The following is a 25,782-nucleotide window of genomic DNA, read 5'->3' as shown; positions in this document are numbered from 1 at the left end:
CTGTCCGTCGTATTCTTGCTGAAAAAATCGTCAGGAGACAGGTATGTCGCTCTGGTTGCCCCATCCTCTGTTCCTTCCTTTCATCATGGTTGGCATTACTATCCTTCTGTTGGCGACTTCGCCACTGCCGGAGTTTATGACCGCACTGCTATTTTTTGCTGCTGTGGTGGCGATGGGACCAGGGAAAGTTCCTGCGCGGGCGGGGATGCTGTGATGTATCGCGCTGGCGGTGATACGCCAAAGCGATGGCTCTTTTGTCTTGCTGGCGACCGAGCGTAATTTACTGATCTTCAATCGCGCTTCTGCCGAGGAAATTCAGGATCATCAGTGTGATATCTTGAACCAACAGGTCATCAAATGACAGCTTGATATTGCATTAACGAATACCGTTTGGAGGCCGGACAAGGCTCTCGTGGCGCTATCCGGCAAAATCTGGCGATGGCGCGGGCGTTACCAGGCCGGTGGATCTGCGGGGTGGCTGTCATTTTCCAGATGCGGCGATTTAATAAACACGCCTTTCCAGGGTTTATCGCCGTTATTAATGAGGTAATGCGCCTCCCCAGGTTCGCACTGTAAAACATCTCCAGTTTGCAGGATATGAGGTGTTCCTTCCAGATACAGGCACACTTCACCGCTTAGGGTATAAAAAATCTCACAAGCGGTATTATGGCGATGGTTAGGGAATGACTGCCCTGGTTGTAGTATGACGACGCCCATATCGCAGCCCGGCCCACGGATTAAGTATTTAGGGCCATTATCGCCAAAGCGGTATTCATGATTCTTCTCATTCGTTTTTTGCATGCTTATTCTCCTGTTACAGGCCTGGCGCTTTCCAGAGGGATGTCGTTAAGCCACCATCGACCAGCGCGCGTTGATCCTGATAAACGGCCTGCCATTTTTCTCTGGCCTGCTGATAGACAGCGAAATTTTCAGGATTAGGTTTATGCTCCCGATCCCAGCGCACTAGCTTTTCTCCCGTTTCCGCCAGCGATGGCCAGACACCCACGCCAACGCCTGCGGCAATAGCGCACCCTAGCGCGGTAGCTTCTTTGACGACAGGTACGTGAACGGTGAGTCCCGTAACGTCGGCAAGGATTTGGCTCCATAATTTGCCTTTAGATCCTCCGCCGGCAAAAACCAGCGAGTCGGCCTGTACGCCGGAAAACGCGGCAATTTGCTGTAAATTGCAGGCGGAAACAATGGCGGCATTCTCTTCCAGCGCGCGAAATAGGGTCGCTTTATTACACTTTTCAGGATCGATAGACAGATTGATAAACGACGGCGCGGCATGGTACCAGCGTTTAAAACGCATAACGTCAGAGAAGATGGGCATCACACCGTACGCGCCGGGAGGCACCCGGCTGGCCATATCTTCCAGCAGGGAATACGCATCAATACCTAACCTTTCAGCGATTAGTTTTTCCTCGGCGCAAAAGGCGTCGCGGAACCAACGCATCGTTAACCCAGTAAAAAAGCTGATAGACTCGGTTTGTACCATACCGGGGATCACATGAGGATTGATGCGAACGTTCATGTTTGGGTCGGTGACCGGCGCGGGAAGATTGACGACCTGTTGCCAGAAGGTTCCGCCCAGCACGGCCGTTTGCGCCGGGCGTACGACGCCCAGCCCCAGACAGCCTAACTGCACATCGCCGCCGCCAACGATGACCGGCGTACCCGCTTGCAGGTCGCACTGTTCAGCCGCTTTCTGTGAAATGTGACCGAGCAGCGTCCCGGTTTCTTTTACCGGCGAGAGAATGTCAGAACGCAGGCCCGCCATCTGTAACAGACTACGTTTCCAGTTGCGGGTCACCAGATCCAATAACCCCGTCGTGCCTGCGTTGGAGGGATCGACCGCCAGTTCGCCGCTGAGCATAAAGGCCATCCAGTCGCTGATCATAGTGACGGTTGACGCGCGATGATAAATATCCGGACGATGGTGGGCAAGCCAGAGCAGACGCGGAATAGCGCTGAGCGCCAGCGTTTGCCCGGAGCAACGATAAACTTCCTCCTCAAAGGTGTTATCGTGCAGCTCTTTTAATTCACTGACTTCGTGCGCCGCGCGGGCGTCAACATTAGCGCAGGCCCAAATTGGTTCGCCGTTACTGTCATAAATAACAATGCCTTCACGCATCGAGCAGGCCGATACGGCAGCGATAGCCGTTGCAGGGATGGCGGCTTTCTGTAGTGCCTGACGGATACACTGGCAAGCCAGTTGCCAGTTTTTGGCAAGATCAAACTCCATCGAACCAGGCACATCCGGCACGGCCAGATGCTGCCATTCCGCTTGACCGACAGCTATTTGCTTTCCTTGTAGATCAAAAATTACTGCTCTGACGCTACCGGTACCGGCGTCAAGAGCCATCAGGTAATGTCCTGATTCAGTATGGGTACAGAGTCGAGCCATTTTTTTATCCTCGGCTATTTTTACATCGTTACATAAAATCCTGTCAGTTATTGTTTATTGAATTGAGGTAAGTGTTATTTTATTTGTTATTTTTCAATAAGTTGAATTATTTTCCCTGCGGTTTTCTGATCGGTAACCAGCGCATTGATATAGTTACCGCGCATAGCGGCAATAATAGCTTCTGCTTTTTGTTCGCCGCCGGCGACGCCAATCACGGTTGGGATCGTGGAAAGTGAATTTAACTTCAGGCCAATTAATTCGTTATGGATTTTGATGTCTGGAATAATTTCGCCATGAGCATCAAAAAAATAGCCCAGAATATCGCCTACTGCGCCTTTGCGGCCAATCATGAGTTGTTCACCCTGAGTGATATAGCCGGATTTTAAGATACTGGCTTGATCTTTCTGGTTAATTGCCCCAATCCCCACGATGGCGGCATCGGCAGCTTGCGCTGTGAGCATCACATCCCGCACGCTATTTTCATTGCGCAGCGTGCAGGCAATTTCCTGCGATGATGCGCGCAGCGGCGCGGGCATAATACTTACGCTACAAGCGGCATCAAGCTGGCCTATTCCGGTCATATACGGCCCCACGCCGCCGGATAACGTGACCAGTCGGATTTGTTGCGCCGAGATAAATCCGCTGAGGCGTTTTAATGTGGTCATCGTGGCTTCGCCAAAGCCGACGGCCAGCAGTTGCTGTGGCCGCAGTGACTCCATCAACATATGGGCGGCGCCGATTCCTAAGCGCAGACCAATATCGGCATCGGGTAATGCCGGCAGCACGCGGATATTCTGCAATGCGAAGTGGTTGCGCAAGGCATTTTCATACTCAAGACACCCTTCGAAGCGGGAGTTGATTTGTACGCGAATAATACCGGACTGATGCCCTTTCTCCAGCAGACGAGAAACCTTTAGCCGGGTTAGCCCCAGACGCTCGCTGATTTCACTCTGCGTCAATCCATCGTGATAGTAGAACCAGGCAATACGCGCCACCTGCTCTTCTTCGCACATTCCATAATCAGATACCAACGTATTATCGCTCATTGTCATAACCTGGCTTTACTTTGAACATTTCTAAATCATTAACACAATTGTTCAGTTATCACTCCGAAATAACCGTGATTAACGCCACAAAAACGCGTCAAATCTGAACATTTATCATCTAAAAATTCATTTATTCAGAAAACGTGATCTGGATGAGAGTTTTTTGACCAAATAACTACTACCGTTTTGAACAATTTCTTTTTCAAAAAACATTTGTTCAGTCCCGTCAGTCAACATTGAGGGAGCGGAGGCAACATGCAAATCAGTCACAATACTGCATCCCCTCTGATTTGTGTGCAGAACATTTATAAAAGTTATTCCGGCGTCGAAGTACTAAAGGGAATTGACTTTACTCTGCATGCGGGAGAGGTGCACGCATTGCTTGGCGGCAATGGTGCGGGTAAATCAACATTAATGAAGATTATTGCCGGTATAGTCCCGCCAGATGGAGGGACTATCGATATTGCTGGTGTGCGTTGCAGTCATTTAACGCCTCTGAAGGCGCACCAGTATGGCATTTACCTGGTTCCCCAGGAGCCTCTGTTATTTCCGAGTTTATCTGTGCGGGAAAATATCTTGTTTGGCTTGCAGGGACGTCAGGCCTCCACGGAAAAAATGCAGCAGCTATTAAAGGCGATGGGATGCCAACTCGATCCGGCGAGCGCTGCGGGTACGCTTGATGTTGCAGACCGCCAGATCGTTGAAATTATGCGCGGCTTGATGCGCGACTCGCGAATCTTAATTCTTGATGAGCCCACGGCGTCGTTAACGCCAGCCGAAACTGACCGGTTATTTACGCGTCTGCAAGAGTTGCTGAAAAAGGGTGTCGGAATTGTATTTATTTCTCATAAGCTGCCAGAAATTAGACAGTTAGCTCACTGCGTTAGCGTGATGCGTGACGGTAAAATCGCATTATTCGGAAAAACGCATGACCTTTCTACCGACGAGATTATTCAAGCTATCACCCCGGCAACGCAGGGCGTCAGTCTTTCCGCGAGTCAAAAGTTGTGGCTGGAATTGCCTGGCAGCCGCCCGCAGAACGAACGCGGCGCGACGGTATTAGCGCTGGAGTCACTGACGGGCGAAGGTTTTATGAATATCAACCTTGAGGTGCGGGCAGGCGAAATCCTTGGTCTGGCCGGGTTGGTCGGCGCGGGACGCACAGAATTGGCTGAAACGCTGTACGGTATTAGACCGGTCAATGCGGGGCGGATGCTGTTCAATGGTGAAGAAATTAACGCCCTGACAACCCAACAGCGGTTGCAGCTCGGCCTGGTCTATTTGCCGGAAGATCGGCAGTCATCCGGGCTGTATCTTGACGCTTCCCTGGCATGGAATGTCTGTTCGCTGACCCACAACCAAAAAGGATTTTGGATAAAGCCCCAGCGGGATAACGCCACCCTTGAACGTTACCACCGCGCGTTAAATATCAAACTCAATAATGCCGAACAGGCGGCGCGTACTTTATCCGGCGGTAACCAGCAAAAAGTATTGATTGCCAAATGCCTGGAGGCCTCTCCGCAATTACTGATTGTCGATGAACCGACCCGCGGTGTCGATGTCTCCGCCCGCAGCGATATTTATCAGCTGTTGCGCAGTATCGCGCAACAAAATGTCGCAGTGCTGTTTATTTCCTCCGATCTGGAAGAGATAGAGCAGATGGCCGATCGCGTATATGTCATGCACCAGGGGGAACTGGGGGGGCCTGCGTTATGCGGCGAGGAAATTAACGTTGATACCATCATGCACGTTGCGTTTGGCGAACATGGTGCGTCGGAGGCAACATGTTGAAATTCATCCAAAATAACCGGGAAGCGACGGCACTGCTGGCAATAGTCTGTTTATTCGTGTTTCCTGGCGCGCTGGATAGCCAGTATTTGAGCGTGCAAACGCTGACAATGGTTTTCAGTAGCGCGCAAATTTTGATGCTGTTGGCGATTGGCGCGACGATGGTAATGCTCACCCGCAATATTGATGTATCGGTGGGCTCGACGACAGGCATGTGCGCGGTATTGCTGGGAGTGATGTTAAACGCCGGCTATAGCCTGCCGGTCGCCTGCCTGGCCACACTAATATTAGGAATTGTCGCCGGATTTTTTAATGGCGTACTGGTTGCCTGGTTGAAGATACCCGCCATTGTCGCCACGCTGGGAACGCTGGGCTTGTATCGTGGGATCATGCTGCTATGGACAGGGGGAAAATGGATTGAAGGATTACCCGCAGGCTTAAAGCAACTCTCTGCTCCGGTGTTTCTGGGAATTTCCGCAATCGGCTGGTTTACCCTGGTGTTAGCGCTGCTTATGGCCTGGCTCCTGGCGAAAACCGCCTTTGGCCGCAATTTTTACGCCACCGGCGATAACCTGCAGGGCGCCCGGCAATTGGGTGTCCGTACCGAGATGGTACGCATCATGGCATTTTCACTTAATGGCGGTATGGCGGCATTGGCTGGAATCGTGTTTGCCTCGCAGATTGGCTTCATTCCCAATCAAACCGGCACGGGGCTGGAAATGAAAGCCATCGCGGCCTGCGTATTGGGGGGAATTAGCCTGTTAGGCGGGTCAGGCACGGTCATCGGCGCTATTCTCGGCGCTTATTTTCTTACGCAAATCGATAGTGTGTTAGTGCTGCTGCGTATCCCCGCCTGGTGGAACGATTTTATTGCTGGCCTGGTATTGTTGGGCGTACTGGTATTCGATGGGCGGCTGCGTTGCGCATTACAACGCAATCTGCGCCGCCAGAAATATGCCCGTTTTATATCACCACCCACTCCACTACAGGCGGAAGCAAAAACGCACGCACAACAGAATAAAAACAAAGAGGTGGCATGATGAATCCATGGCGACGCTATAGCTGGGAAATTGCGCTGGCAGCCTTATTGATCTTTGAAATTCTGGCTTTCGGTCTGATTAATCCACGTTTATTAGATATTAATGTCTTACTTTTTAGCACTAGCGATTTTATTTGTATCGGTATTGTCGCTTTGCCGCTAACAATGGTTATTGTCAGCGGTGGTATGGATATTTCATTTGGTTCTACAATCGGGCTATGCGCGATTACCCTGGGTGTGCTGTTTCAGCTCGGTATGCCGCTACCTTTAGCGATTATTATTACCCTACTACTTGGCGCAATATGTGGGCTGATAAATGCCGGACTTATTATTTATACCGGCGTAAACCCGTTGGTGATTACCCTGGGAACCATGTATTTATTTGGTGGTAGCGCATTATTGTTATCTGGTATGGCTGGCGCCACAGGTTATGAAGGTATTGGTGGATTTCCCACAGCGTTCACTGATTTTGCCAATATTTCATTTCTTGGTATTCCCATGCCGCTTATTTTTTTTCTTGTGTGCTGTCTGTTTTTCTGGCTGCTCATGCATCGCACGCATATGGGACGCAACGTTTTCCTGATTGGCCAGAGCGCCCGTGTCGCGCAGTACAGCGCGATCCCGGTGAATCGCACGTTGTATACCGTGTATGCCATGACCGGATGCGCCTCCGCTATCGCCGCCGTATTACTGGTTTCTTACTTTGGCTCCGCACGTTCGGATCTGGGCGCCTCTTTCCTGATGCCGGCCATTACGGCGGTTGTGCTGGGAGGCGCCAATATTTATGGCGGCTCCGGGTCGATTATGGGGTCCGCGTTGGCGGCGCTGCTGGTGGGATTTTTACAGCAGGGGCTACAGATGGCCGGAGTGCCGAATCAAATTTCCAGCGCATTGTCCGGTGCGCTTCTCATTGTTGTTGTCGTTGGTCGTTCCGTCAGTTTGCATCGTCACCAAATCCTTGAATGGTACTCACGCCGTCGCAATGCGCATCAGGCATGATTTCCTTTTGAAATTTATGGAGAAAAAAATGGCAAGACACAGCATTAAAATGATCGCCTTACTCACTGCGTTTGGTCTGGCATCTGCGGTAATGACCGTGCAGGCGGCAGAGCGGATTGCTTTTATTCCCAAACTGGTTGGCGTGGGCTTTTTTACCAGCGGCGGCAATGGCGCGCAGGAAGCGGGAAAAGCGCTGGGCATTGACGTAACTTACGATGGCCCTACAGAGCCCAGCGTCTCAGGCCAGGTTCAACTGGTGAATAACTTTGTCAATCAGGGGCATGACGCCATTATCGTTTCTGCCGTTTCGCCTGATGGCCTGTGCCCGGCGTTGAAGCGGGCAATGCAAAGAGGCGTGAAAATATTAACCTGGGATTCCGATACCAAGCCGGAGTGCCGTTCTTACTATATCAATCAAGGGACGCCAAAACAGCTCGGCAGCATGCTGGTAGAGATGGCCGCTCATCAGGTGGACAAAGAGAAAGCGAAAGTCGCTTTCTTCTATTCCAGCCCAACGGTGACCGACCAGAACCAGTGGGTAAAAGAAGCTAAAGCCAAAATTAGCCAGGAACATCCGGGGTGGGAGATAGTCACTACCCAGTTTGGCTATAACGATGCCACGAAATCGCTCCAGACGGCGGAAGGTATCATCAAAGCGTATCCCGATCTGGATGCCATCATCGCGCCTGACGCTAACGCTTTACCTGCTGCGGCACAGGCGGCGGAGAACCTTAAACGCAATAATCTCGCGATTGTTGGTTTTAGTACGCCGAATGTAATGCGCCCTTATGTTCAGCGCGGCACTGTTAAAGAGTTTGGCCTGTGGGATGTCGTCCAACAGGGAAAAATTTCCGTATATGTCGCCAATGCGTTGCTGAAAAATATGCCAATGAATGTCGGTGATTCACTGGATATTCCCGGCATCGGCAAAGTCACCGTTTCACCTAATAGTGAGCAGGGATATCACTATGAGGCAAAAGGTAACGGCATTGTGTTATTGCCGGAGCGTGTCATTTTCAACAAAGACAATATCGACAAATATGATTTCTGATAACTGTTATGTATCGACGGAGTAAAGAATGGCTGATTTAGATGATATTAAAGATGGCAAAGATTTTCACACCGATAAACCACAAACTAACACTTTGTTCGCATTAAAAGGCTGTGGCGCGCTGGATTGGGGAATGCAGTCCAGACTGGCGAGGATTTTTAACCCCAAAACCAGAAAAACGGTCATGCTGGCCTTTGACCATGGATATTTCCAGGGGCCGACAACCGGACTTGAGCGTATTGATATCAATATTGCGCCGCTCTTTGAATATGCTGATGTCTTAATGTGTACTCGCGGCATATTACGCAGTGTGGTACCTCCGGCAATCAATAAACCAGTCGTTTTACGCGCGTCCGGGGCGAATTCTATTCTCACTGAATTAAGCAATGAGGCGGTTGCGGTGGCGATGGATGACGCTGTGCGGTTGAATAGCTGTGCTGCTGCCGCACAGGTTTATATTGGTAGTGAGCATGAACATCAGTCGATTAAAAATATTATTCAACTGATTGATGCCGGGTTACGCGTCGGGATGCCAATAATGGCAGTGACCGGGGTGGGTAAAGATATGGCTCGCGACCAGCGTTATTTTTCACTGGCAACGCGTATCGCTGCGGAAATGGGGGCGCAAATTATCAAAACGTATTATGTCGATAAAGGTTTTGAGCGTATTGCGGCAGGTTGTCCGGTGCCGATTGTCATCGCCGGCGGTAAAAAACTGCCTGAACGTGAAGCATTGGAAATGTGCTATCAGGCGATTGACCAGGGGGCTTCTGGCGTAGATATGGGGCGTAATATATTCCAGTCAGAAGATCCGGTAGCCATGATTAAAGCGGTACATGCTGTCGTTCATCATAACGAAACAGCAGAGCGTGCTTATGAGCTGTTTTTGAGTGAGAAAAGTTAAATGAGATCGCTTCCCCATCTTTTACCGATGCGAGGAGATGGGGATGACTGTTATTTTATTTGGAATAATCAGGGGGGTAATGATGCACGTTACGCTGGTTGAAATTAACGTTCATGATGACAAGGTTGAACAATTTATCGATGTTTTTCGGCAGAATCATCTGGGCTCAATTAAAGAGCCGGGTAACTTGCGTTTTGATGTTCTGCAGGATCCGCAGGTGCCTACGCGATTTTATATTTATGAAGCCTACGTTGATGAACAGGCCGTCGCTTTTCACAAGACAACGCCACACTACAAAACTTGCGTGGAGCAGCTTGAACCGTTGATGACCGGCCCGCGGACAAAAAAAGTTTTTATGGGTTTGATGCCTTAAGGAGTGCTCATGAACAGCCAGTTTGCCGGATTAACGCGCGAAGCATGTGTGGCATTGTTAGCGTCATATCCGCTTAGTGTGGGTATTCTGGCAGGGCAGTGGATTGCGTTGCATCGCTATCTGCAACAGTTGGAAGCGTTAAACCAGCCGCTGTTGCATTTGGATTTGATGGATGGTCAATTTTGCCCGCAGTTTACCGTTGGGCCATGGGCAGTTGGGCAACTGCCGCAAACTTTTATCAAAGATGTTCATTTGATGGTAGCGGACCAATGGACGGCGGCGCAAGCCTGCGTGAAGGCGGGCGCACACTGCATCACGCTTCAGGCAGAAGGCGATATTCATCTGCATCATACGCTAAGCTGGCTTGGTCAGCAGACCGTGCCCGTTATTGGCGGTGAAATGCCGGTGATCCGGGGGATTAGTTTATGCCCGGCAACGCCTCTGGATGTCATTATCCCTATTCTGAGCGACGTTGAGGTTATTCAACTACTGGCAGTGAACCCTGGATACGGCAGTAAAATGCGCTCCAGTGATTTGCATGAGCGCGTGGCACAGCTTCTCTGTCTACTTGGTGATAAACGCGAAGGTAAAATTATCGTTATTGATGGGTCGTTAACGCAGGATCAATTGCCTTCGCTGATTGCACAGGGCATCAATCGTGTTGTTTCTGGTAGTGCGTTATTTCGTGATGATCGGCTGGTTGAGAATACGCGGAGCTGGAGGGCGATGTTTAAGGTTGCCGGGGATACTACTTTCTTACCCTCCACAGCATAAATGCCGGATGGCGGCTTTACCTTATCAGGCCTACATAAGCACTCGGCTGGTAGGCCTGATAAGCGCAGCGCCATCAGACATTGATTGGCAATTAAGCCTGTTTAGCAGCTTCTGCTGCTTTCACGATCACGGCGAAGGCGTCAGCTTTCAGAGAAGCGCCGCCTACCAGCGCGCCGTCGATGTCCGGCTGCGCGAACAGTTCGGCTGCGTTGGAGGCATTAACAGAACCGCCGTACTGGATAATGACCTGTTCAGCGATTTTCGCGTCAGCTTTAGCAATGTGGTCACGGATGAATTTGTGCACTGCCTGCGCCTGCGCAGGAGTTGCAGATTTACCGGTACCGATCGCCCATACGGGTTCGTAAGCGATAACCGCGCCTTCAAAGGCTGCCGCGCCCTGCGTTTTCAGTACCGCGTCGATCTGGCGTGCGCACACTTCTTCTGTTTTGCCCGCTTCGTTTTCCGCTTCGGTTTCACCGATGCACAGTACCGGCGTCAGACCTTGTTCTTTCAGTACGGCGAATTTTTTGGCGATCAGCTCGTCAGATTCTTTGTGATAAGTACGACGCTCGGAGTGGCCGATAATAATGTACTGCGCGCCGATATCCTTCAGCATTTCAGCACTTGTTTCACCGGTGAATGCGCCAGACAGGTTCAGATCAACGTTCTGCGCGCCCAGCATAATGTGGCTACCGGCAGCAGCGCGTTTCGCCAGATCGATATACATTTCCGGCGGAGCGATTGCCACGTCGCAGCCTGCTACGCCCGCCAGTTCTTTACGCAGGTTAGCCACCAGTTCGTTTACCATGTGGCGGCTGCCGTTCAGTTTCCAGTTACCCATCACTAAAGGATGTCGCATTTCATTTCTCCACGCTTAGTCAGCGAATTAAGGAAGATGGCCGCTCGTCAGAGCAGCATGGTCTGTGAAACAGTATAGAGATTCATCCCCGGAAAGGCTTTGCTTTTTGTCATCAATTCGCCCCTTCCAGATTTTCAGATAACGCCAGCTTAATCGGTTCAACCGCGAAGGTCAGCCCCTTTTCGCCGTTATCTGCGACAACATAACGTACCGCGCCTTCTGTCTCGGCGTAATAGTGTTTACCTTTACCGGCGATAAGCATCTTTTGCAGTTTTTTCTGGCTTTGCTCTTTTGTCAGCAACGGGGCGACAGTACGAATAATGGCGGCCATATATTCCAGCGCTTTCGCTTTCGCCGCTTTCTGTTCCGGCCCCTGAATGGGCAGCCAGGTAATCTGCATACTTTTCACTTTGAGCGTACCGCGCTCCAACGCCGTGGAGGCATACAGATTTTCGTTAATCTTACTGGCGGCGCGGGTCAGATTCGCCTTATCGCGGCTATTCTCAATGGCGCGAAATTCATTGAGCGGCAGATCGGGATTCTGGCGGTTAAAGTTCTCACGAAACTGGCTAATAGAAAGATCAAAGGTTGGCGAGCCCGCCAGCAGATAGGGCGCTGTCGTGGTCGATGAAGAGAGCTGCGCGTGCGCCGTTATGCTGGCGGTGAGAGCAGAAAACAACAGTAAAAACAGAGTACATCCTGGCTTCATCAATCTTACCTTTCGTTAGGACTGCTCACGATTAAAACGATAACTGTCGGGCTTGTCAAAAGGGTAAACTGTAGCGGAAGGCAAAATATAAGGAACTTACATGACCATACAGCAATGGTTATTCTCATTTAAAGGGCGTATCGGACGCCGTGATTTCTGGATTTGGATCGGCCTCTGGTTTGCCGGGATGCTGGCGCTATTTTCGCTGGCGGGGAAAAATCTGCTTGATATCCAAACGGCGGCATTTTGCCTGGTGTGCCTGCTGTGGCCGACCGCCGCCGTCATGGTCAAACGTCTGCATGACCGGGGACGCTCCGGCGCGTGGGCGTTGCTGATGATTCTGGCGTGGATGCTGCTGGCCGGAAACTGGGTGATGCTGCCGGGGATGTGGCAGTGGGTCGTCGGGCGATTTATTCCGACGCTGATCCTGGTGATGATGCTTATCGATCTGGGCGCGTTTGTCGGTGTTCAGGGGGAAAATAAGTTTGGGAAAGCGACACAGGACGTGAAGTTTAAAGCAGAACCGTAACGGGCGGTAAACCGTAATTTGCCCGGTGGCGCTGACGCTTACCGGGCCTACAGATTGGTGATGATTTGCAGGCCGGATAAGCCCCAGCCGCTATTCGGTAAAACATCACCAGTAATGTTCAGCCGTCATATGCCCCGGTCGGCGGCGCAGATGTTTAGTCATCTGTCGGGTCTCTTTCAGCAGTTGCTGCGTATCGCGCACCATCTGCGGGTTCCCGCACAGCATGACGTGGCTGGTCTCTTTATCCATCGGCAATCCAACGGCTTTTTCCAGCTCGCCGTTTTCAATGAGCGCAGGCACGCGCCCGGTAAGCGAGCCTGGCACGCTCTCCCGGCTGACCACCGTTTGGATGCGCAGCTTGCCTTCATAACGCTGTTGTAGTTCCAGCATTAGCGGCAGATAGCTTAAATCGGCGGCGAAGCGTGCGGCGTGGACCAAGACCAGATTTTTAAAGCGCGCGACATCCTGGCCATATTGCAGAATAGACAAATACGGGCCAATAGCGGTTCCGGTTGCCAGCATCCATAGCGTCTCGCAGTCAGGCACTTCATCCAGTACAAAGAAACCCGACGCGTCGCTGACCACTTGCACCTCATCGCCAGGTTTTAGCGCCGCCAGCCGCGGGCTGAGCTTTCCTTGCGGCACCGTCACCAGATAAAACTCTAAATTCGGATTGTCAGGCGCATTGACATAGGAATACGCGCGCTGAACGCGCTCGCCATCGATCTCCAGTCCGAGTTTGGTAAATTGGCCTGCAGTAAAAGGATTAATGGGGGCGTGAACGGTCAGGCTGAACAGTGCGTCAGTCCAGTTTTGCACCTTAGTGACTTTACCTGTTACCCAATCGGCCATGGTTTTCTCCTGTTCTGAATCGCTAACCTTATCTTCGTTCGTCAGGAGAAAGATTTCCAGCCCCGCGAGGCTGGAAGGCTCTAACTAACAAATGCGCTAGAGGATATGCGCCTGTACATCCGGATCTTTACGATCAAGATAGTGGATAGACTGAATGCGGCGGATGGTGCGTGATTTGCCGCGGATCAGCAGCGTTTCCGTCGTGGCAATATGGCCTTTCCGGCTAATTCCTTCCAGCAGATCGCCTTTCGTGATGCCGGTCGCGGAGAAAATAACGTTATCGCTACGCGCCATATCGCCCAGGCATAACGCCTTGCCCGCTTCAATGCCCATTGCTTTGCAGCGCGCCAGTTCCTGTTCGCCAATGCGGCGGTTTTCTTCGCTGTCGCCTTTCACGTCATGGCGCGCCAGCAGACGTCCCTGCATATCGCCGTCCAGCGCGCGGATCACCGCTGCGGATACCACGCCTTCTGGCGCGCCGCCAATCCCGTACAGCACGTCGACTTCGCTATCCGGCATACAGGTCAGAATTGAGGCCGCGACGTCGCCGTCAGGAATGGCAAACACGCGTACGCCCAGTTTGGCCATCTCTGCGATGACCTCGTCATGACGCGGTTTTGCCAGAATGGTCACGGTCAGATCGCCAAGCGGTTTACCCAGCGCATCCGCGATGTTGCGCAGGTTATCCGCCAGCGGCAGATTGAGATCAATTGCCCCTTTGGCGCCCGGACCGACAATCAGTTTTTCCATATACATATCGGGCGCATTCAGGAAACAGCCTTTATCGCCGACCGCCAGCACCGCCAGCGCGTTCGCCTGACCCATCGCCGTCATGCGCGTGCCCTCAATCGGATCGACGGCGATATCTACCGCATCGCCGTGGCCGGTACCGACTTTCTCGCCGATATAGAGCATCGGGGCCTCGTCGATTTCGCCTTCGCCAATCACGATGGTGCCGTCAATGTTGACCTGGTTGAGCATGATACGCATGGCGTTGACCGCCGCGCCGTCCGCGGTATTTTTATCGCCGCGTCCCAGCCATTTGTAGCCAGCCAGCGCCGCCGCTTCGGTCACACGGGAAAATTCGATGGCAAGTTCTCGTCTCATAACAAACTCGTAGCAAAAAGGAGTGGCGCGCAGTGTAGCACAGGGGAAGGAGGGAATAATTGATGTGTGTGCGGAGTTGCCCCCGCACAAAGATTTTGCCGGATGGCGACCTTACTTGTCGTGTTCTTCCCACGCCATTGCGCGTTTAACCGCTTTCTTCCAGCCGCTATAACGGTAGTTACGCTCGGTGGTTTCAATGCCGGGGCGGAATTCTCGCTCGATGACGGCTTTTTCCTGCAGCTCGTCCAGGTTCTGCCAGTAACCGACGGCCAGACCAGCCAGATAGGCGGCGCCCAGCGCGGTCACTTCGCGCACTTCCGGGCGTTCCACCCGCGTGCCGAGAATATCTGACTGGAACTGCATCAGGAAGTTGTTGGCCACTGCGCCGCCGTCCACACGCAGAGCGTGCAGGCGGATGCCGGAGTCGGCCTGCATCGCTTCCAGTACGTCGCGGGTCTGGTAAGCGATGGATTCGAGCGTCGCGCGGATAATGTGATTAGAGTTCACGCCGCGAGTCAGGCCAAAAATGGCGCCGCGGGCATACGGGTCCCAGTACGGCGCGCCCAGACCGGTGAAGGCCGGAACCACGTAGACACCGTTGGTATCTTTCACTTTCGTGGCGAAATATTCGGAGTCGAACGCGTCGCTGATGAGCTTCATTTCATCACGCAGCCATTGAATGGACGCTCCCGCCATAAACACCGCGCCTTCCAGCGCATAGTTGACTTCGCCGCTTGGGCCGCAGGCGATGGTGGTCAGCAGGCCGTTTTCCGATTTTACCGCTTTCTCGCCGGTGTTCATCAGCATAAAGCAGCCGGTGCCGTAGGTATTCTTTGCCATTCCTTCCTTTACGCACAGTTGGCCGAATAACGCGGCCTGCTGATCCCCGGCAATCCCGGCGATAGGAATACGTGTACCGCCTTTACCGCCAATATTGGTCTGGCCGTAGACTTCGGAGGACTTACGTACCTGGGGCAGCATCGCGCGTGGGATATCCAGCACGTCCAGCATCTTATCGTCCCAGTCCAAATCATGGATGTTGAACAGCATGGTTCGTGAGGCGTTGGTGTAATCCGTAACGTGGACGCGGCCCTGCGTCATCTTCCAGATAAGCCAAGTATCCACCGTACCGAACAGCAGCTCGCCACGCTTCGCGCGTTCGCGCGAACCTTCCACATGGTCAAGGATCCATTTCACTTTAGTGCCAGAGAAGTACGGGTCGACGACCAGACCAGTATTGTCGCGGATGTAATCTTCCAGGCCGTCGCGTTTAAGCTGTTCGCAAATATCGGCGGTACGACGGCACTGCCAGACAATAGCGTTGTATATCGGTTTGCCGGTTTCACGTTCCCAGACGATCACGGTTTCACGTTGGTTGGTGATACCGATAGTGGCAATCTGATCGGAACTGATATCGGCCTTAGCCAGCACTTCTACCAGCGTTGAGCTTTGGGACGCCCAAATTTCCATCGGGTCGTGTTCTACCCAGCCTGGCTTAGGATAAATTTGCTCAAATTCACGCTGTGATACGCTGACGATATTCGCGTCATGATCCATAACGACCGCGCGGGAGCTGGTGGTACCCTGGTCGAGCGCAACGATATATTTTTTTTCAGTCATAATTTTGTCCCGTAATCAGATTACAGCGAAGCATTTTGTTGTGTGGTCGCGGTGGAGTCCTTCTCTTCCACGACGCAGGTATCGCACGGCAAATGACGGCCAATAAATTTGCGATAAGCAAACGCGCCCAGAATGGCGCCGACGATGGGGCCAAACAGCGGCACCAGGAAGTAAGGAATGTCTCTACCGCCGGTAAACGCAATTTCACCCCAGCCGGCAAGCCCGGCGAACATTTTGGGGCCAAAGTCACGCGCCGGATTCATCGCAAACCCGGTCAACGGCCCCATAGAGGCACCGATAACGGCGATCAGTAAACCAATGAGCAGTGGCGCAAGCGGACCGCGAGGTACGCCGTTACCGTCGTCGGTCAGCGCCAGAATCAGCCCCATCAGAATAGCGGTAATCACCATTTCAACCGCGAAGGCCTGCACAAAATTGATATGAGGATTCGGGTAAGTTGAGAAAATGCCTGCGAGATCGAGACTTTCAACGCTGCCACGGACGATATGGTGGGTTTGTTCGAAGTCCACAAAAAGATTGTAATAAAGCCCGTAAACTAACGCCGCTGCGCAAAAGGCGCCGGCAACTTGAGAAATAATAAAAGGAACAACTTTACGTTTGTCGAAACAGGCAAATAGCCAGAGTGCGATGGTCACTGCCGGGTTCAGGTGTGCGCCAGAAACACCTGCCGTCAGGTAGATAGCCATCGCTACCCCCAGACCCCAGATGACGCTGATTTCCCACTGTCCAAAAGTAGCTCCGGCAACTTTAAGCGCAGCGACACAACCCACACCGAAAAAAATCAACAACCCGGTACCGAGGAATTCAGCAATGCACTGGCCTTTTAAGGTTGATGTTTGACTCATAATCGGATCCTGAAGAGTATGTAATGATTATTGGTATGCGAGGAGGTCATGGACATCCACGATGCCCTGTAGGCACACTGTTAATTTATCGTTAACGAGCAAAAACGAGAAATATCGAAATCAAAATGTGTGTACTGCGTCAATAAAATGAGCGTTATCGCGCCATGAAGCGCATTTTGAGACAGCAGAAGAGAGTGAATTGAATCATTTCATTAACCAATATGTTAACACTTTTAAGTTATTGAATGAATGTTACCAGGAGATGGATGAAAATTGCTGCAAACCGCGATCTACGCGGTATGTCGCTGGACAGCGAGAGCGGGGCTTCATACAATCGACACTATATATTGTGCGCGTTTACGTGAAGCGTCGCCTTGCAATTCAGGAGAGGTAAGATCATGTCTTTAGAAGTGTTTGAGAAACTGGAAGCAAAAGTACAGCAGGCGATTGACACCATCACCCTGTTACAGATGGAAATTGAAGAGCTGAAAGAAAAAAACAACAGCCTGACGCAGGAAGTGCAGTCTGCACAGCATCAGCGTGAAGAACTCGAGCGTGAAAATAATTCTCTGAAGGAACAGCAGAGCGGCTGGCAGGAACGTTTGCAGGCGCTGCTTGGTCGTATGGAAGAAGTCTAATCCTCGTCATATTTCACGTTATGGCTGCGTTGGCTGCGTGCGTTCACCCCAGTCACATAGTGGCCTATGCTCCTGGGGATTCACTTACTTGCCGCCTTGCCCTGACGCGAAATCTATAGAGGATTTAGAATGCGGACACCGGTGGGCCGGATAAGGCGTAAGCTGCCATCCGGCAATCAGCGACAACGCATAAAAAAGGCGCCTTACGGCGCCTTTTTTGATCACTCGATATCAAGAGGGTCTTCGGAAAGGATAATCCCGGTGTTGTCGGCATAGAGATGATCGCCGGAGAAGAACGTCACGCCGCCGAAATTGACGCGCACATCGCTTTCCCCAATGCCTTCACCTGCGGCGCCAACCGGAATGGCGGCGATCGCCTGAATGCCGATATCCAGCTCTTCCAGATCGTCCACCTGACGCACCGCGCCATAGATAACCAGCCCTTCCCATTCATTTTGCGTGGCCAGACGCGCCAGCTCCGCATCGACTAATGCACGACGGACAGAACCGCCGCCATCGACCAGCAGAACCCGACCACGGCCATTTTGTTCGAGCAGATCGTACAGCAACCCGTTGTCCTCGAAACATTTTACCGTGATGATTTGTCCGCCAAACGACGACCGCCCTCCAAAATTAGAGAACAGCGGTTCCACGACGTTGACATCTTCCTGATAGATGTCACAAAGCTCGGAAGTATCGTATTTCATAGGCTTAACGTTCAGTTGCTGCGAGAATTTTTAGTATATCGCGCTAAGTATACTGTTGGCAAAATCATCAATTGTTAATTGATATTTGTCAGTTAAACGGCCCACTGACTTAAGAGTATCCCAATCACAAATAACAGGTTGGTTAACAACGCGCCTTTAACGGTACGTTCAAGCATCGGGCGCATTGCCGCAGGCTCCCTTTCGCGCATTACGTAGCGCGCTTGTTTAATGAGCAAGGGCGCGGCCAGAATAAACAACCATCCCCACGGACTGTGTAGCGAGAGCAGATTAAACAGCGCCAGACAGAGCAGCGCGCCTAGCAACAGGCAGGCGTGATAACGACGCGCGTTGACATCGCCCAGTCGTACTACAAGGGTGTTTTTGCCGTTTTCTCTGTCGCTATTAATATCGCGCAGGTTATTAATATTCAGCACCGCCGTCGCCAGTAAACCGCAGGCGGTGGCCGGGAGAATCAGCGCCGGAATCAGCGTATGCGCCTGGAGATACCAGCTCCCCATGACACTTAGCCAGCCAAAGAATACCAGGACAGAGATATCACCCAGCCCGATATAGCCGTAGGGCCGATTACCCACGGTGTAGGTGATGGCGGCGATAATCGACAGCCCGCCCAAAATCAGGAAGCCGACAAAATCGGTTAACGTATGGCACGCGACCGCCACCAGCGCCAGTCCGGAGATACAGATCAGCACGACGGTAATGATTAACGCCCGCTTCATCTCCTGTCGGGTGATGACGCCTTTTTGCATCCCCCGCAGCGGCCCGATGCGATCCGGTTTATCGCTGCCTTTGACAGCGTCGCCATAATCGTTGGCGAGGTTGGATAAAATTTGCAACAGCCCGGCGGTGATAAGGGCCAGCAGTGCGACCAGAGGATCGAAATAGCCTTGCCACCATGCCAGGGCCGTACCGACGATAATCGCCGCGAAGGCGAGGGGTAAGGTTTTGGGTCGTAAGCTTTCCAGCCAGGCCTGGGTGCGGCTAATTTGTTGTTGTTCAGTCATATTTAGCGCCAATAAAAATGGGGCTTTTCAGCCCCATCAACAGTGATGAAAATGCATTGGACGCGATTATAAGATAAAACGGCTTAGATCTTCATCTGCGACCAGCGCATCCAGATGTTTGCTCACATATTCCGCATCAATTGTGATGTTTTGGCCGTGCAGATCGCTGGCGTTATAGGAAATCTCTTCCATCAGACGCTCCAGTACGGTATGCAGACGGCGCGCGCCGATGTTTTCGGTGGTTTCGTTAACCTGCCAGGCGGCTTCGGCAATACGTTTAATACCGGAATCGGTGAACTCGATATTGACGCCTTCAGTTGCCATCAGCGCTTTATACTGCACGGTGACGGACGCGTTTGGCTCGGTCAAAATGCGTTCGAAATCGCTGGTGGTCAGCGCCTGAAGCTCAACGCGAATCGGCAGGCGGCCCTGCAGTTCCGGGATCAGATCAGACGGCTTCGCCACCTGGAACGCGCCAGAGGCGATAAACAGAATATGATCCGTTTTGACCATCCCGTGTTTGGTCGAAACCGTGCAGCCTTCTACCAGCGGCAGTAAGTCGCGCTGTACGCCTTCGCGTGAAACATCCGGGCCGGAGGTTTCGCCACGCTTACAAATTTTGTCAATTTCATCGATAAACACGATGCCGTGCTGTTCAACCGCGTCGATAGCGTCCTGTTTCAGCTCTTCCGGGTTGACCAGCTTAGCCGCTTCTTCTTCAACCAACAGTTTCATCGCGTCTTTAATTTTCAGCTTACGCGGTTTCTGTTTCTGACCGCCCAGGTTCTGGAACATAGACTGCAACTGGCTGGTCATCTCTTCCATGCCCGGAGGCGCCATAATCTCTACGCCCATCGGCGCGGCGGCGAGGTTAATCTCGATCTCTTTATCGTCGAGCTGGCCTTCGCGCAGTTTTTTGCGGAACGTTTGACGGGCGGCAGAAGGCTCCTGCTGCTGTTCGGCCTGGCCCCAGTTATTTTTTGCGGGTGGGATCAGTACGTCGAGAATACGCTCTTCCGCCAACTCTTCCGCACGATAGCGGTTTTTCTCGATAGCCTGTACGCGAACCATTTTCACCGCGGCATCGGTCAGATCGCGGATGATAGAGTCCACTTCTTTCCCGACATAGCCCACTTCGGTGAATTTGGTGGCTTCGACTTTAATGAACGGCGCGTTGGCGAGTTTTGCCAGACGACGGGCGATTTCGGTTTTACCGACGCCGGTCGGGCCAATCATCAGAATATTTTTCGGCGTTACTTCGTGGCGCAGCTCTTCATCAAGCTGCATACGACGCCAGCGGTTACGCAATGCAATCGCCACGGAACGCTTTGCGTTATCCTGGCCGATAATGTGTTTGTTCAGTTCGCTGACAATTTCGCGTGGGGTCATTTCAGACATGAGAGGTCCTTACGCTTTGGCGGTCAATTCTTCAATGGTGTGGAAATGGTTGGTGTAAATGCAGATATCGCCTGCAATATCCAACGCCTTTTCAGCAATTTCGCGCGCGCCGAGCTCGGTATTTTCCAACAGAGCGCGAGCGGCAGCCTGGGCATAAGGACCGCCGGAGCCGATAGCAATTAAATCGTTTTCAGGTTGCACGACATCGCCGTTACCCGTGATGATGAGCGAGGCGGTTTCATCCGCGACGGCCAGCAACGCTTCCAGTTTGCGTAGCATACGGTCGGTACGCCAGTCTTTCGCCAGTTCAACGGCGGCTTTGACCAGGTGCCCCTGATGCATTTCCAGTTTACGTTCAAACAGCTCGAACAGCGTGAATGCATCAGCAGTACCGCCCGCAAAGCCCGCAATGACCTTGTCGTTGTAGAGGCGGCGGACTTTCTTCACGTTGCCTTTCATTACTGTGTTACCCAGTGTGGCCTGACCATCACCGGCGATTACCACGTGGCCGTTACGGCGTACGCTTACTATTGTTGTCACGAGCAGACCCCTTGGTTACTAATGCTGAATTGCGGCCCCGTACGGCGTACGGGGCATAATGCAAGTATAGATGGGGGAGATTTTGAGGGTTTCAACCCCCGGTGGCGAGTCGAATGCAGTTTGTATGGCCCGCCATCTTCAGACGGTTAATGGTGCTGTCGGCATTTTCTTTACCCTTAACCGGCCCGATAACCACGCGATTCCAGCCGTTATTGGTGGTAATTTTGGAGTCAAAGCCTTCAAACGCCAGCTGAGCGCGGACGCTTTCTGCCTGCTCGGCGCCTTTGAATGAACCGCATTGCACCATCCAGCGACGTTCATCTTTTTTCTCTGCTGTCGCCTTCGGCGCTTCAGGCGCGCGCGTAATTGGCGCGGCTTTCGGCGCTGCCGCGCTGGTATGCGCCGGCGTTTGCAGCAAATCCTGATAAGGTTGCTGCGAGGCCGTCTGCTTCGGCGGCTGACTTTGGCGCGCAGGTTGCGCTGGGGCGGATTGTACCGTGCGCGTTTGCGGCTGTTCGTTTACCCGCGGCTGCGTGCGTGGTTGCTGAACAGGCTGCGTTTGAGTCCACTGCTGCTGCTGCTGCTGCTGCTGCTGCGCCTGACGCTGGCGCTGTAGCGTTTGCTGGCGTTGTTCTGGCGTCTGCTCGTTCCACGGCACTTCGTTAAGTTGCGTCGGCTGCTGACGCATATCCGCCTGCATCTGTTCCAGGAGTTGACGCTGCTCGCTGGTGAGCTGATTCGGGTTCATGACTTCGCCGCCGGCGGACGGTTCCGTTGGCGTACGCACGCCCGGCTGGCGACTTTCCAGCTCTTTGATGTAACGCCAGCGCTCTTCCGGTTTTGGCGGAAGCCCATTGCCGGTGACTTTCTGGTTTTGTAGCGTTTCGGACTCTTCTTTCTTATGGTGAGTAATGAAGTACAGACCGCCGATAAAGGTCACAAGGACGGCTGCCGCAATCGCGACCATTGCCGGCGAGACGGCAGGCATGTTGCTTTGCTTCTTCCGTGAGTTCCGTGAGGTGCTCTTTTTGCGCCGCGAAGGAGCCGGTTGGCCGCGACGTACATAATCTCGTTGTGCCACTATCGTTTCGCTGTATTTATTCGTTCGTCAGCCCGTCATGTTACTGAAGCGGCGGGCCTTTGACCAGACAGGTGAGTCTTAAAGCTATTTACTTTAGGGTAAAGCGCGTGTAGAACCGCGAATAATCAGCTCGCAATCCATTAAACGCGAGCCGCTGCTCACATTTTGCCCCTGCATCTGATCGAGCAACAGCAGCATCGCCTCGCGACCAATGTCAAAACGCGGCTGTGCCACGGTTGTTAACGGAGGGTCGCAAAACTCGGCCAGCGCGATATTGTCAAAGCCGATAATCGACAGATCGTCAGGTACTTTCAGACCCTGGCGCTTGGCCCAGGAGAGGGCGCCCAGCGCCATTACGTCGCTATGACAAAAGACGGCGGTAGGCGGCAACGGTTGCTCAAGCAACTGCTTTAATGCGTTTGCCCCGGCTTCAAAGGTAAAGTCGCCACGGGCGATGTAATGCGGATCGACCACAATGCCACTGCGTCTTAATGCCTGTACGTAACCTTGTAAGCGATAGTGACAGAGCGGCATATCTTCCGGCCCCGCAATACAACCAATCCGCTTGTGGCCCAAATCCAACAGGTAATTCATGGCGTTGAACGCGGCGGTCAGGTTATCAATATGTACCGTCGGCAGTTCAAGCTCAGGCGCAAACTCATTCGACATCACCATCGGAGGCAAATTGCGCTGCTCCTCAACGCTGGCGTCAAAGGGCAGTCGGGAACTGAGAAGTACCATGCCGTCGATCTGTTTGGTGATGATGAGATTAAGAAAGGTTTTTTCTTTCTGGTTTTGATGGGCGCAATCGCCAATCAGCACCAGATACCCCTGTTCTGCCGCGGTCACTTCGATACCGCGGATAATTTCACTGAAGAAGGGATCGCAAATATCCGGGACAATCACCAAAATCGTACGGGATTCATTGCGTTTTACATTTCGCCCCATCGACTGCGGGAAATAACCCACTTCAAGCGCGGCCTGTTCAACCCGGCTACGGGTCGACTGGGAGACTTTATCGGGGTTCATTAACGCGCGGGATACGGTTGCCGTAGAGACTTTCGCCTTCAACGCAACATCCTTCATCGTAGCGGCAGTAACCTGCTTGTTCGATTTCACTCTTTCTCCTCGCCTGGGAACTGCTGGCGCAGATCTATCCCTGGTAACACTCATCGAAAACATTTTTATCAGATAGTGCGTGGAAGCGGTTACAGAATTTTCATAAAAAGTGTGATGGATCTTTAATTTTACGATCCGCCTCGCATCGTGAGGACTATCCTTCAATCGGATCGACGTCCAGAACCCATTTAACTTTCCGCGCTTCCGGGAGCGTATTGATCAACGCCAGCGTGCCGCTGATGATGTGTTGCAGGCGAATCCGTGAAGGATGCTGAAGTAAAATTTGCCAGCGATAGCGGCCGCCGCGTTTTGGCGCGAGGGCCGGAACCGGACCTAAGATCCACAGCTTATCGTCTGATAGCGGGCTGGCCTGAATCAGATTACGCAACTGCTGGAGAAAGACGGGCGCCTGCTGATTGTTGTGATCCTCTGCGCGAATAATGACGTGGCTGGTCCACGGCGGAAGCTGGAGCGTTTGCCGTTCCGCCAGCGCCTGTTCCGCAAACGCATCATAGCCTTTATACAGTAACGTTTGCAGCAGGGGATGCTCAGGATGGTGCGTTTGGAGCACCACTTCGCCCTGTTTGCCCGCGCGCCCGGCGCGGCCGGAAACCTGAGTGTAGAGCTGGGCGAAGCGTTCCGCCGAACGAAAATCTGCGGAAAAAAGCGCGCCATCGACGTCCAGCAACGCCACCAGAGTGACGTCCGGGAAGTGATGACCTTTCGCCAGCATTTGTGTGCCTATCAGAATGCGTGCTCCGCCGCGGTTAACCTCCGCTAAATGCTGCTCCAGCGCGCCTTTGCGACTGGTGGTATCACGGTCGATTCGTGAGATCGGCACGCCGGGGAAGAAGGGAACCAGCACCTGCTCCAGCTGTTCCGTCCCTAACCCAACCGGTAGCATATGTGTGGATCCGCAGGAGGGACACTGACGCGGTACCGGACGCTGGCTGTCGCAGTGATGACAGCGTAAATGATGCTGCGCCTGGTGCAGCGTGTAGTAGTGATCGCAACGCGGGCACTCCGCAATCCAGCCGCAGTCGTGGCAAAGCAGCGCGGGCGCGAATCCCCGGCGGTTAAGAAATAAAATTACCTGATTGTCGGCCTGGAGATGTTGGCGCATACGGGCGATAAGGGCGGGCGCCAGTCCCGCCTGAAGACGCTGGCCTTTTAAATCCAGCACATGCTGCAGAGCTGGGCGGGCGTTGCCTGCGCGCCGCGTCAGACGCAGCATCCGGTATTTTTTCTGCCGCACGTTGCATAGCGTTTCCAGGGCTGGGGTGGCGGAGCCGAGAATAATCGGGATCTGCTCGCTATGGGCGCGATACACTGCCAAATCGCGGGCATGGTAGCGCCACCCTTCCTGCTGTTTATAAGAGCTGTCGTGCTCTTCGTCGATGACAATCACGCCAAGATTTTTAAACGGCGTAAACAGCGAGGAGCGCGTGCCGATGACAATCGCCGCTTCGCCGTTTTTCGCTTTCAGCCATGCCGAAAGACGCTCGCTGTCGTTTAGCCCGGAATGCAGCACTTCCACCGGCGCGTTAAAACGTTCGCGAAAACGGGCGATCGTTTGCGGCGTCAGGCCGATTTCCGGCACCATCACCAGCGCCTGTTTGCCCTGGGCGAGGACGTTTTCCAGCACGCTCAGATACACTTCGGTCTTGCCGGAACCGGTTACGCCTGCCAGCAACCAGGCGGAGAAACCGTCCGACGCGCTGTGAATCGCGCCGACTGCTGTCGCCTGTTCGGTATTCAGCCGCAGGCGCTCTCCTGCGACGGCATAACGCTCCCGCCAGTCGGTAAACGCGGGCGTTTCACTGGCAAGCTCACAAAGTCCCTTACGCCGCAGCGTTTGCAGCGTGGCGTCAGTAAAATCAAGCTCGGCTACCTGATAGCGCCAGATCTTTCCTTGCCGTAGCGCCGCCAGCGCCTGTTGTTGTTTGGCGGAGCGTTTCAGGCTGTTGATATCGACGGCTTGCCCCTCTTCGGTGGCGAACCAATACCATAGGGGCGCGTTGCTGGCTGGTTTTCCCTGACGCAATAAAACCGGCAGAGCGTGAAACAGAACGTCGCCGAGGGGATGGTGGTAGTAATCCGCCGCCCAGAGGAGTAAGCGCCAGATGGAGGGAGAAAAGATTGGCTCGTTATCCAGGATTTCAATGACCGATTTTAATTCATCGAGCGGCAATTCGCTGTGGTCGCTAACCGAGACGACAATGCCCACGCGCTCTTGCTGCTTGCCGAATGGCACGCGCACGCGGCACCCGGCTTTGGCGACCCCGCCTTCCGGCAGCAGGTAATCAAAGGTTCGGGGAAGCGGAACGGGCAAGGCAACGTGCGCGACGGACATA

The 25,782-nt window shown here is 53.0% G+C and carries 25 protein-coding genes and 2 pseudogenes; 11 read left to right on the top strand and 16 right to left on the bottom strand.

Going from position 1 to position 25,782, the window contains the following annotated elements:
* Positions 1-43: 43 nt before the first annotated feature.
* Positions 44-172, top strand: a pseudogene (locus ACLJNW_RS20465) (hypothetical protein); the annotation flags it as partial.
* Between the two features lie 48 nt (positions 173-220).
* Positions 221-361 (top strand): annotated as a pseudogene (locus ACLJNW_RS20460) (CDP-diacylglycerol diphosphatase); the annotation flags it as partial.
* A gap of 89 nt (positions 362-450) precedes the next feature.
* Here the strand turns inward: ACLJNW_RS20460 and ACLJNW_RS20455 are convergent.
* The 3 genes from ACLJNW_RS20455 to lsrR form a co-directional block, all read right to left on the bottom strand.
* Positions 451-801 carry a cupin domain-containing protein gene (locus ACLJNW_RS20455; protein WP_001173080.1) on the bottom strand — a complete coding sequence of 117 codons (351 nt, stop codon included), beginning with the start codon at positions 799-801 and terminating at the stop codon, positions 451-453.
* 13 nt (positions 802-814) lie between these two features.
* Positions 815-2,407 (bottom strand): autoinducer-2 kinase, encoded by a 1,593-nt coding sequence (gene lsrK, locus ACLJNW_RS20450; protein WP_000113085.1) that lies wholly within the window; start codon positions 2,405-2,407, stop codon positions 815-817.
* Positions 2,408-2,493: 86 nt separating this feature from the next.
* Positions 2,494-3,453, bottom strand: coding sequence for a transcriptional regulator LsrR (gene lsrR / locus ACLJNW_RS20445; RefSeq protein WP_001283049.1), 960 nt, complete (start codon positions 3,451-3,453; stop codon positions 2,494-2,496).
* Between the two features lie 255 nt (positions 3,454-3,708).
* Between lsrR and lsrA the strand changes: the two genes are divergently transcribed.
* From lsrA to ACLJNW_RS20410, 7 genes are all read left to right on the top strand, one after another.
* Positions 3,709-5,244: an autoinducer 2 ABC transporter ATP-binding protein LsrA gene (lsrA, locus tag ACLJNW_RS20440; RefSeq protein ID WP_001167251.1), complete on the top strand. Its 1,536-nt coding sequence runs from the start codon at positions 3,709-3,711 to the stop codon at positions 5,242-5,244.
* Positions 5,238-6,281 carry an autoinducer 2 ABC transporter permease LsrC gene (gene lsrC, locus ACLJNW_RS20435; RefSeq protein WP_000911133.1) on the top strand — a complete coding sequence of 348 codons (1,044 nt, stop codon included), beginning with the start codon at positions 5,238-5,240 and terminating at the stop codon, positions 6,279-6,281. The genes lsrA and lsrC overlap by 7 nt, the downstream gene beginning before the upstream one ends.
* Positions 6,278-7,279: an autoinducer 2 ABC transporter permease LsrD gene (gene lsrD, locus ACLJNW_RS20430; RefSeq protein ID WP_000981826.1), complete on the top strand. Its 1,002-nt coding sequence runs from the start codon at positions 6,278-6,280 to the stop codon at positions 7,277-7,279. Before lsrC ends, lsrD begins: the two co-directional genes overlap by 4 nt.
* A gap of 28 nt (positions 7,280-7,307) precedes the next feature.
* Positions 7,308-8,330, top strand: coding sequence for an autoinducer 2 ABC transporter substrate-binding protein LsrB (gene lsrB / locus ACLJNW_RS20425; RefSeq protein ID WP_024154537.1), 1,023 nt, complete (start codon positions 7,308-7,310; stop codon positions 8,328-8,330).
* Between the two features lie 28 nt (positions 8,331-8,358).
* Complete coding sequence (lsrF, locus tag ACLJNW_RS20420) at positions 8,359-9,234, top strand: 3-hydroxy-5-phosphonooxypentane-2,4-dione thiolase (RefSeq protein ID WP_000774147.1); 876 nt, start codon at positions 8,359-8,361, stop codon at positions 9,232-9,234.
* An 82-nt stretch (positions 9,235-9,316) separates the two neighbouring features.
* The gene (gene lsrG, locus ACLJNW_RS20415; RefSeq protein WP_001543603.1) at positions 9,317-9,607 is read left to right on the top strand and encodes a (4S)-4-hydroxy-5-phosphonooxypentane-2,3-dione isomerase; all 291 of its coding nucleotides are present in this window, start codon (positions 9,317-9,319) and stop codon (positions 9,605-9,607) included.
* A 9-nt stretch (positions 9,608-9,616) separates the two neighbouring features.
* Positions 9,617-10,381, top strand: coding sequence for an epimerase (locus ACLJNW_RS20410; protein WP_001088050.1), 765 nt, complete (start codon positions 9,617-9,619; stop codon positions 10,379-10,381).
* A gap of 91 nt (positions 10,382-10,472) precedes the next feature.
* Here ACLJNW_RS20410 and tpiA read toward each other — a convergent pair whose 3' ends face one another.
* On the bottom strand, positions 10,473-11,240 hold the full coding sequence (gene tpiA, locus ACLJNW_RS20405) for a triose-phosphate isomerase (RefSeq protein WP_001216335.1): 768 nt from the start codon (positions 11,238-11,240) through the stop codon (positions 10,473-10,475).
* Between the two features lie 112 nt (positions 11,241-11,352).
* The gene (locus ACLJNW_RS20400; protein WP_000802241.1) at positions 11,353-11,949 is read right to left on the bottom strand and encodes a YiiQ family protein; all 597 of its coding nucleotides are present in this window, start codon (positions 11,947-11,949) and stop codon (positions 11,353-11,355) included.
* A 100-nt stretch (positions 11,950-12,049) separates the two neighbouring features.
* Between ACLJNW_RS20400 and ACLJNW_RS20395 the strand changes: the two genes are divergently transcribed.
* On the top strand, positions 12,050-12,478 hold the full coding sequence (locus ACLJNW_RS20395) for a DUF805 domain-containing protein (protein WP_000155237.1): 429 nt from the start codon (positions 12,050-12,052) through the stop codon (positions 12,476-12,478).
* Between the two features lie 105 nt (positions 12,479-12,583).
* Here the strand turns inward: ACLJNW_RS20395 and fpr are convergent, their stop codons facing one another.
* The 4 genes from fpr to ACLJNW_RS20375 form a co-directional block, all read right to left on the bottom strand.
* Positions 12,584-13,330 carry a ferredoxin--NADP(+) reductase gene (gene fpr, locus ACLJNW_RS20390; protein WP_000796303.1) on the bottom strand — a complete coding sequence of 249 codons (747 nt, stop codon included), beginning with the start codon at positions 13,328-13,330 and terminating at the stop codon, positions 12,584-12,586.
* Positions 13,331-13,426: 96 nt separating this feature from the next.
* Positions 13,427-14,437 (bottom strand): class II fructose-bisphosphatase, encoded by a 1,011-nt coding sequence (glpX, locus tag ACLJNW_RS20385; RefSeq protein WP_001250624.1) that lies wholly within the window; start codon positions 14,435-14,437, stop codon positions 13,427-13,429.
* A gap of 111 nt (positions 14,438-14,548) precedes the next feature.
* Positions 14,549-16,057 carry a glycerol kinase GlpK gene (glpK, locus tag ACLJNW_RS20380; RefSeq protein WP_023204370.1) on the bottom strand — a complete coding sequence of 503 codons (1,509 nt, stop codon included), beginning with the start codon at positions 16,055-16,057 and terminating at the stop codon, positions 14,549-14,551.
* A gap of 20 nt (positions 16,058-16,077) precedes the next feature.
* On the bottom strand, positions 16,078-16,923 hold the full coding sequence (locus ACLJNW_RS20375) for an MIP/aquaporin family protein (RefSeq protein WP_000084285.1): 846 nt from the start codon (positions 16,921-16,923) through the stop codon (positions 16,078-16,080).
* Between the two features lie 398 nt (positions 16,924-17,321).
* Here ACLJNW_RS20375 and zapB point away from each other — a divergent pair, with 398 nt between their 5' ends.
* On the top strand, positions 17,322-17,561 hold the full coding sequence (gene zapB / locus ACLJNW_RS20370) for a septal ring assembly protein ZapB (protein WP_000051370.1): 240 nt from the start codon (positions 17,322-17,324) through the stop codon (positions 17,559-17,561).
* A gap of 221 nt (positions 17,562-17,782) precedes the next feature.
* Here zapB and rraA read toward each other — a convergent pair whose 3' ends face one another.
* The 7 genes from rraA to priA form a co-directional block, all read right to left on the bottom strand.
* On the bottom strand, positions 17,783-18,268 hold the full coding sequence (gene rraA / locus ACLJNW_RS20365) for a ribonuclease E activity regulator RraA (protein WP_000872918.1): 486 nt from the start codon (positions 18,266-18,268) through the stop codon (positions 17,783-17,785).
* A gap of 92 nt (positions 18,269-18,360) precedes the next feature.
* Entirely contained in the window at positions 18,361-19,290 is a 930-nt protein-coding gene (gene menA / locus ACLJNW_RS20360) for a 1,4-dihydroxy-2-naphthoate polyprenyltransferase (protein WP_000139639.1), read from the bottom strand.
* Positions 19,291-19,356: 66 nt separating this feature from the next.
* Positions 19,357-20,688 carry an HslU--HslV peptidase ATPase subunit gene (hslU, locus tag ACLJNW_RS20355; RefSeq protein WP_001293360.1) on the bottom strand — a complete coding sequence of 444 codons (1,332 nt, stop codon included), beginning with the start codon at positions 20,686-20,688 and terminating at the stop codon, positions 19,357-19,359.
* Between the two features lie 9 nt (positions 20,689-20,697).
* The gene (gene hslV / locus ACLJNW_RS20350; protein ID WP_000208240.1) at positions 20,698-21,228 is read right to left on the bottom strand and encodes an ATP-dependent protease subunit HslV; all 531 of its coding nucleotides are present in this window, start codon (positions 21,226-21,228) and stop codon (positions 20,698-20,700) included.
* A 91-nt stretch (positions 21,229-21,319) separates the two neighbouring features.
* Entirely contained in the window at positions 21,320-22,309 is a 990-nt protein-coding gene (gene ftsN / locus ACLJNW_RS20345; protein ID WP_000068801.1) for a cell division protein FtsN, read from the bottom strand.
* 93 nt (positions 22,310-22,402) lie between these two features.
* The gene (gene cytR / locus ACLJNW_RS20340; protein ID WP_000841337.1) at positions 22,403-23,428 is read right to left on the bottom strand and encodes a DNA-binding transcriptional regulator CytR; all 1,026 of its coding nucleotides are present in this window, start codon (positions 23,426-23,428) and stop codon (positions 22,403-22,405) included.
* Positions 23,429-23,582: 154 nt separating this feature from the next.
* Positions 23,583-25,781: a primosomal protein N' gene (priA, locus tag ACLJNW_RS20335; RefSeq protein ID WP_023204371.1), complete on the bottom strand. Its 2,199-nt coding sequence runs from the start codon at positions 25,779-25,781 to the stop codon at positions 23,583-23,585.
* Position 25,782: the final 1 nt, after the last annotated feature.

It is taken from the genome of Salmonella sp. SAL4457, from assembly GCF_046548235.1.
Classification (GTDB): domain Bacteria; phylum Pseudomonadota; class Gammaproteobacteria; order Enterobacterales; family Enterobacteriaceae; genus Salmonella; species Salmonella enterica.
This window is presented reverse-complemented; position numbering and strand designations above follow the sequence as displayed.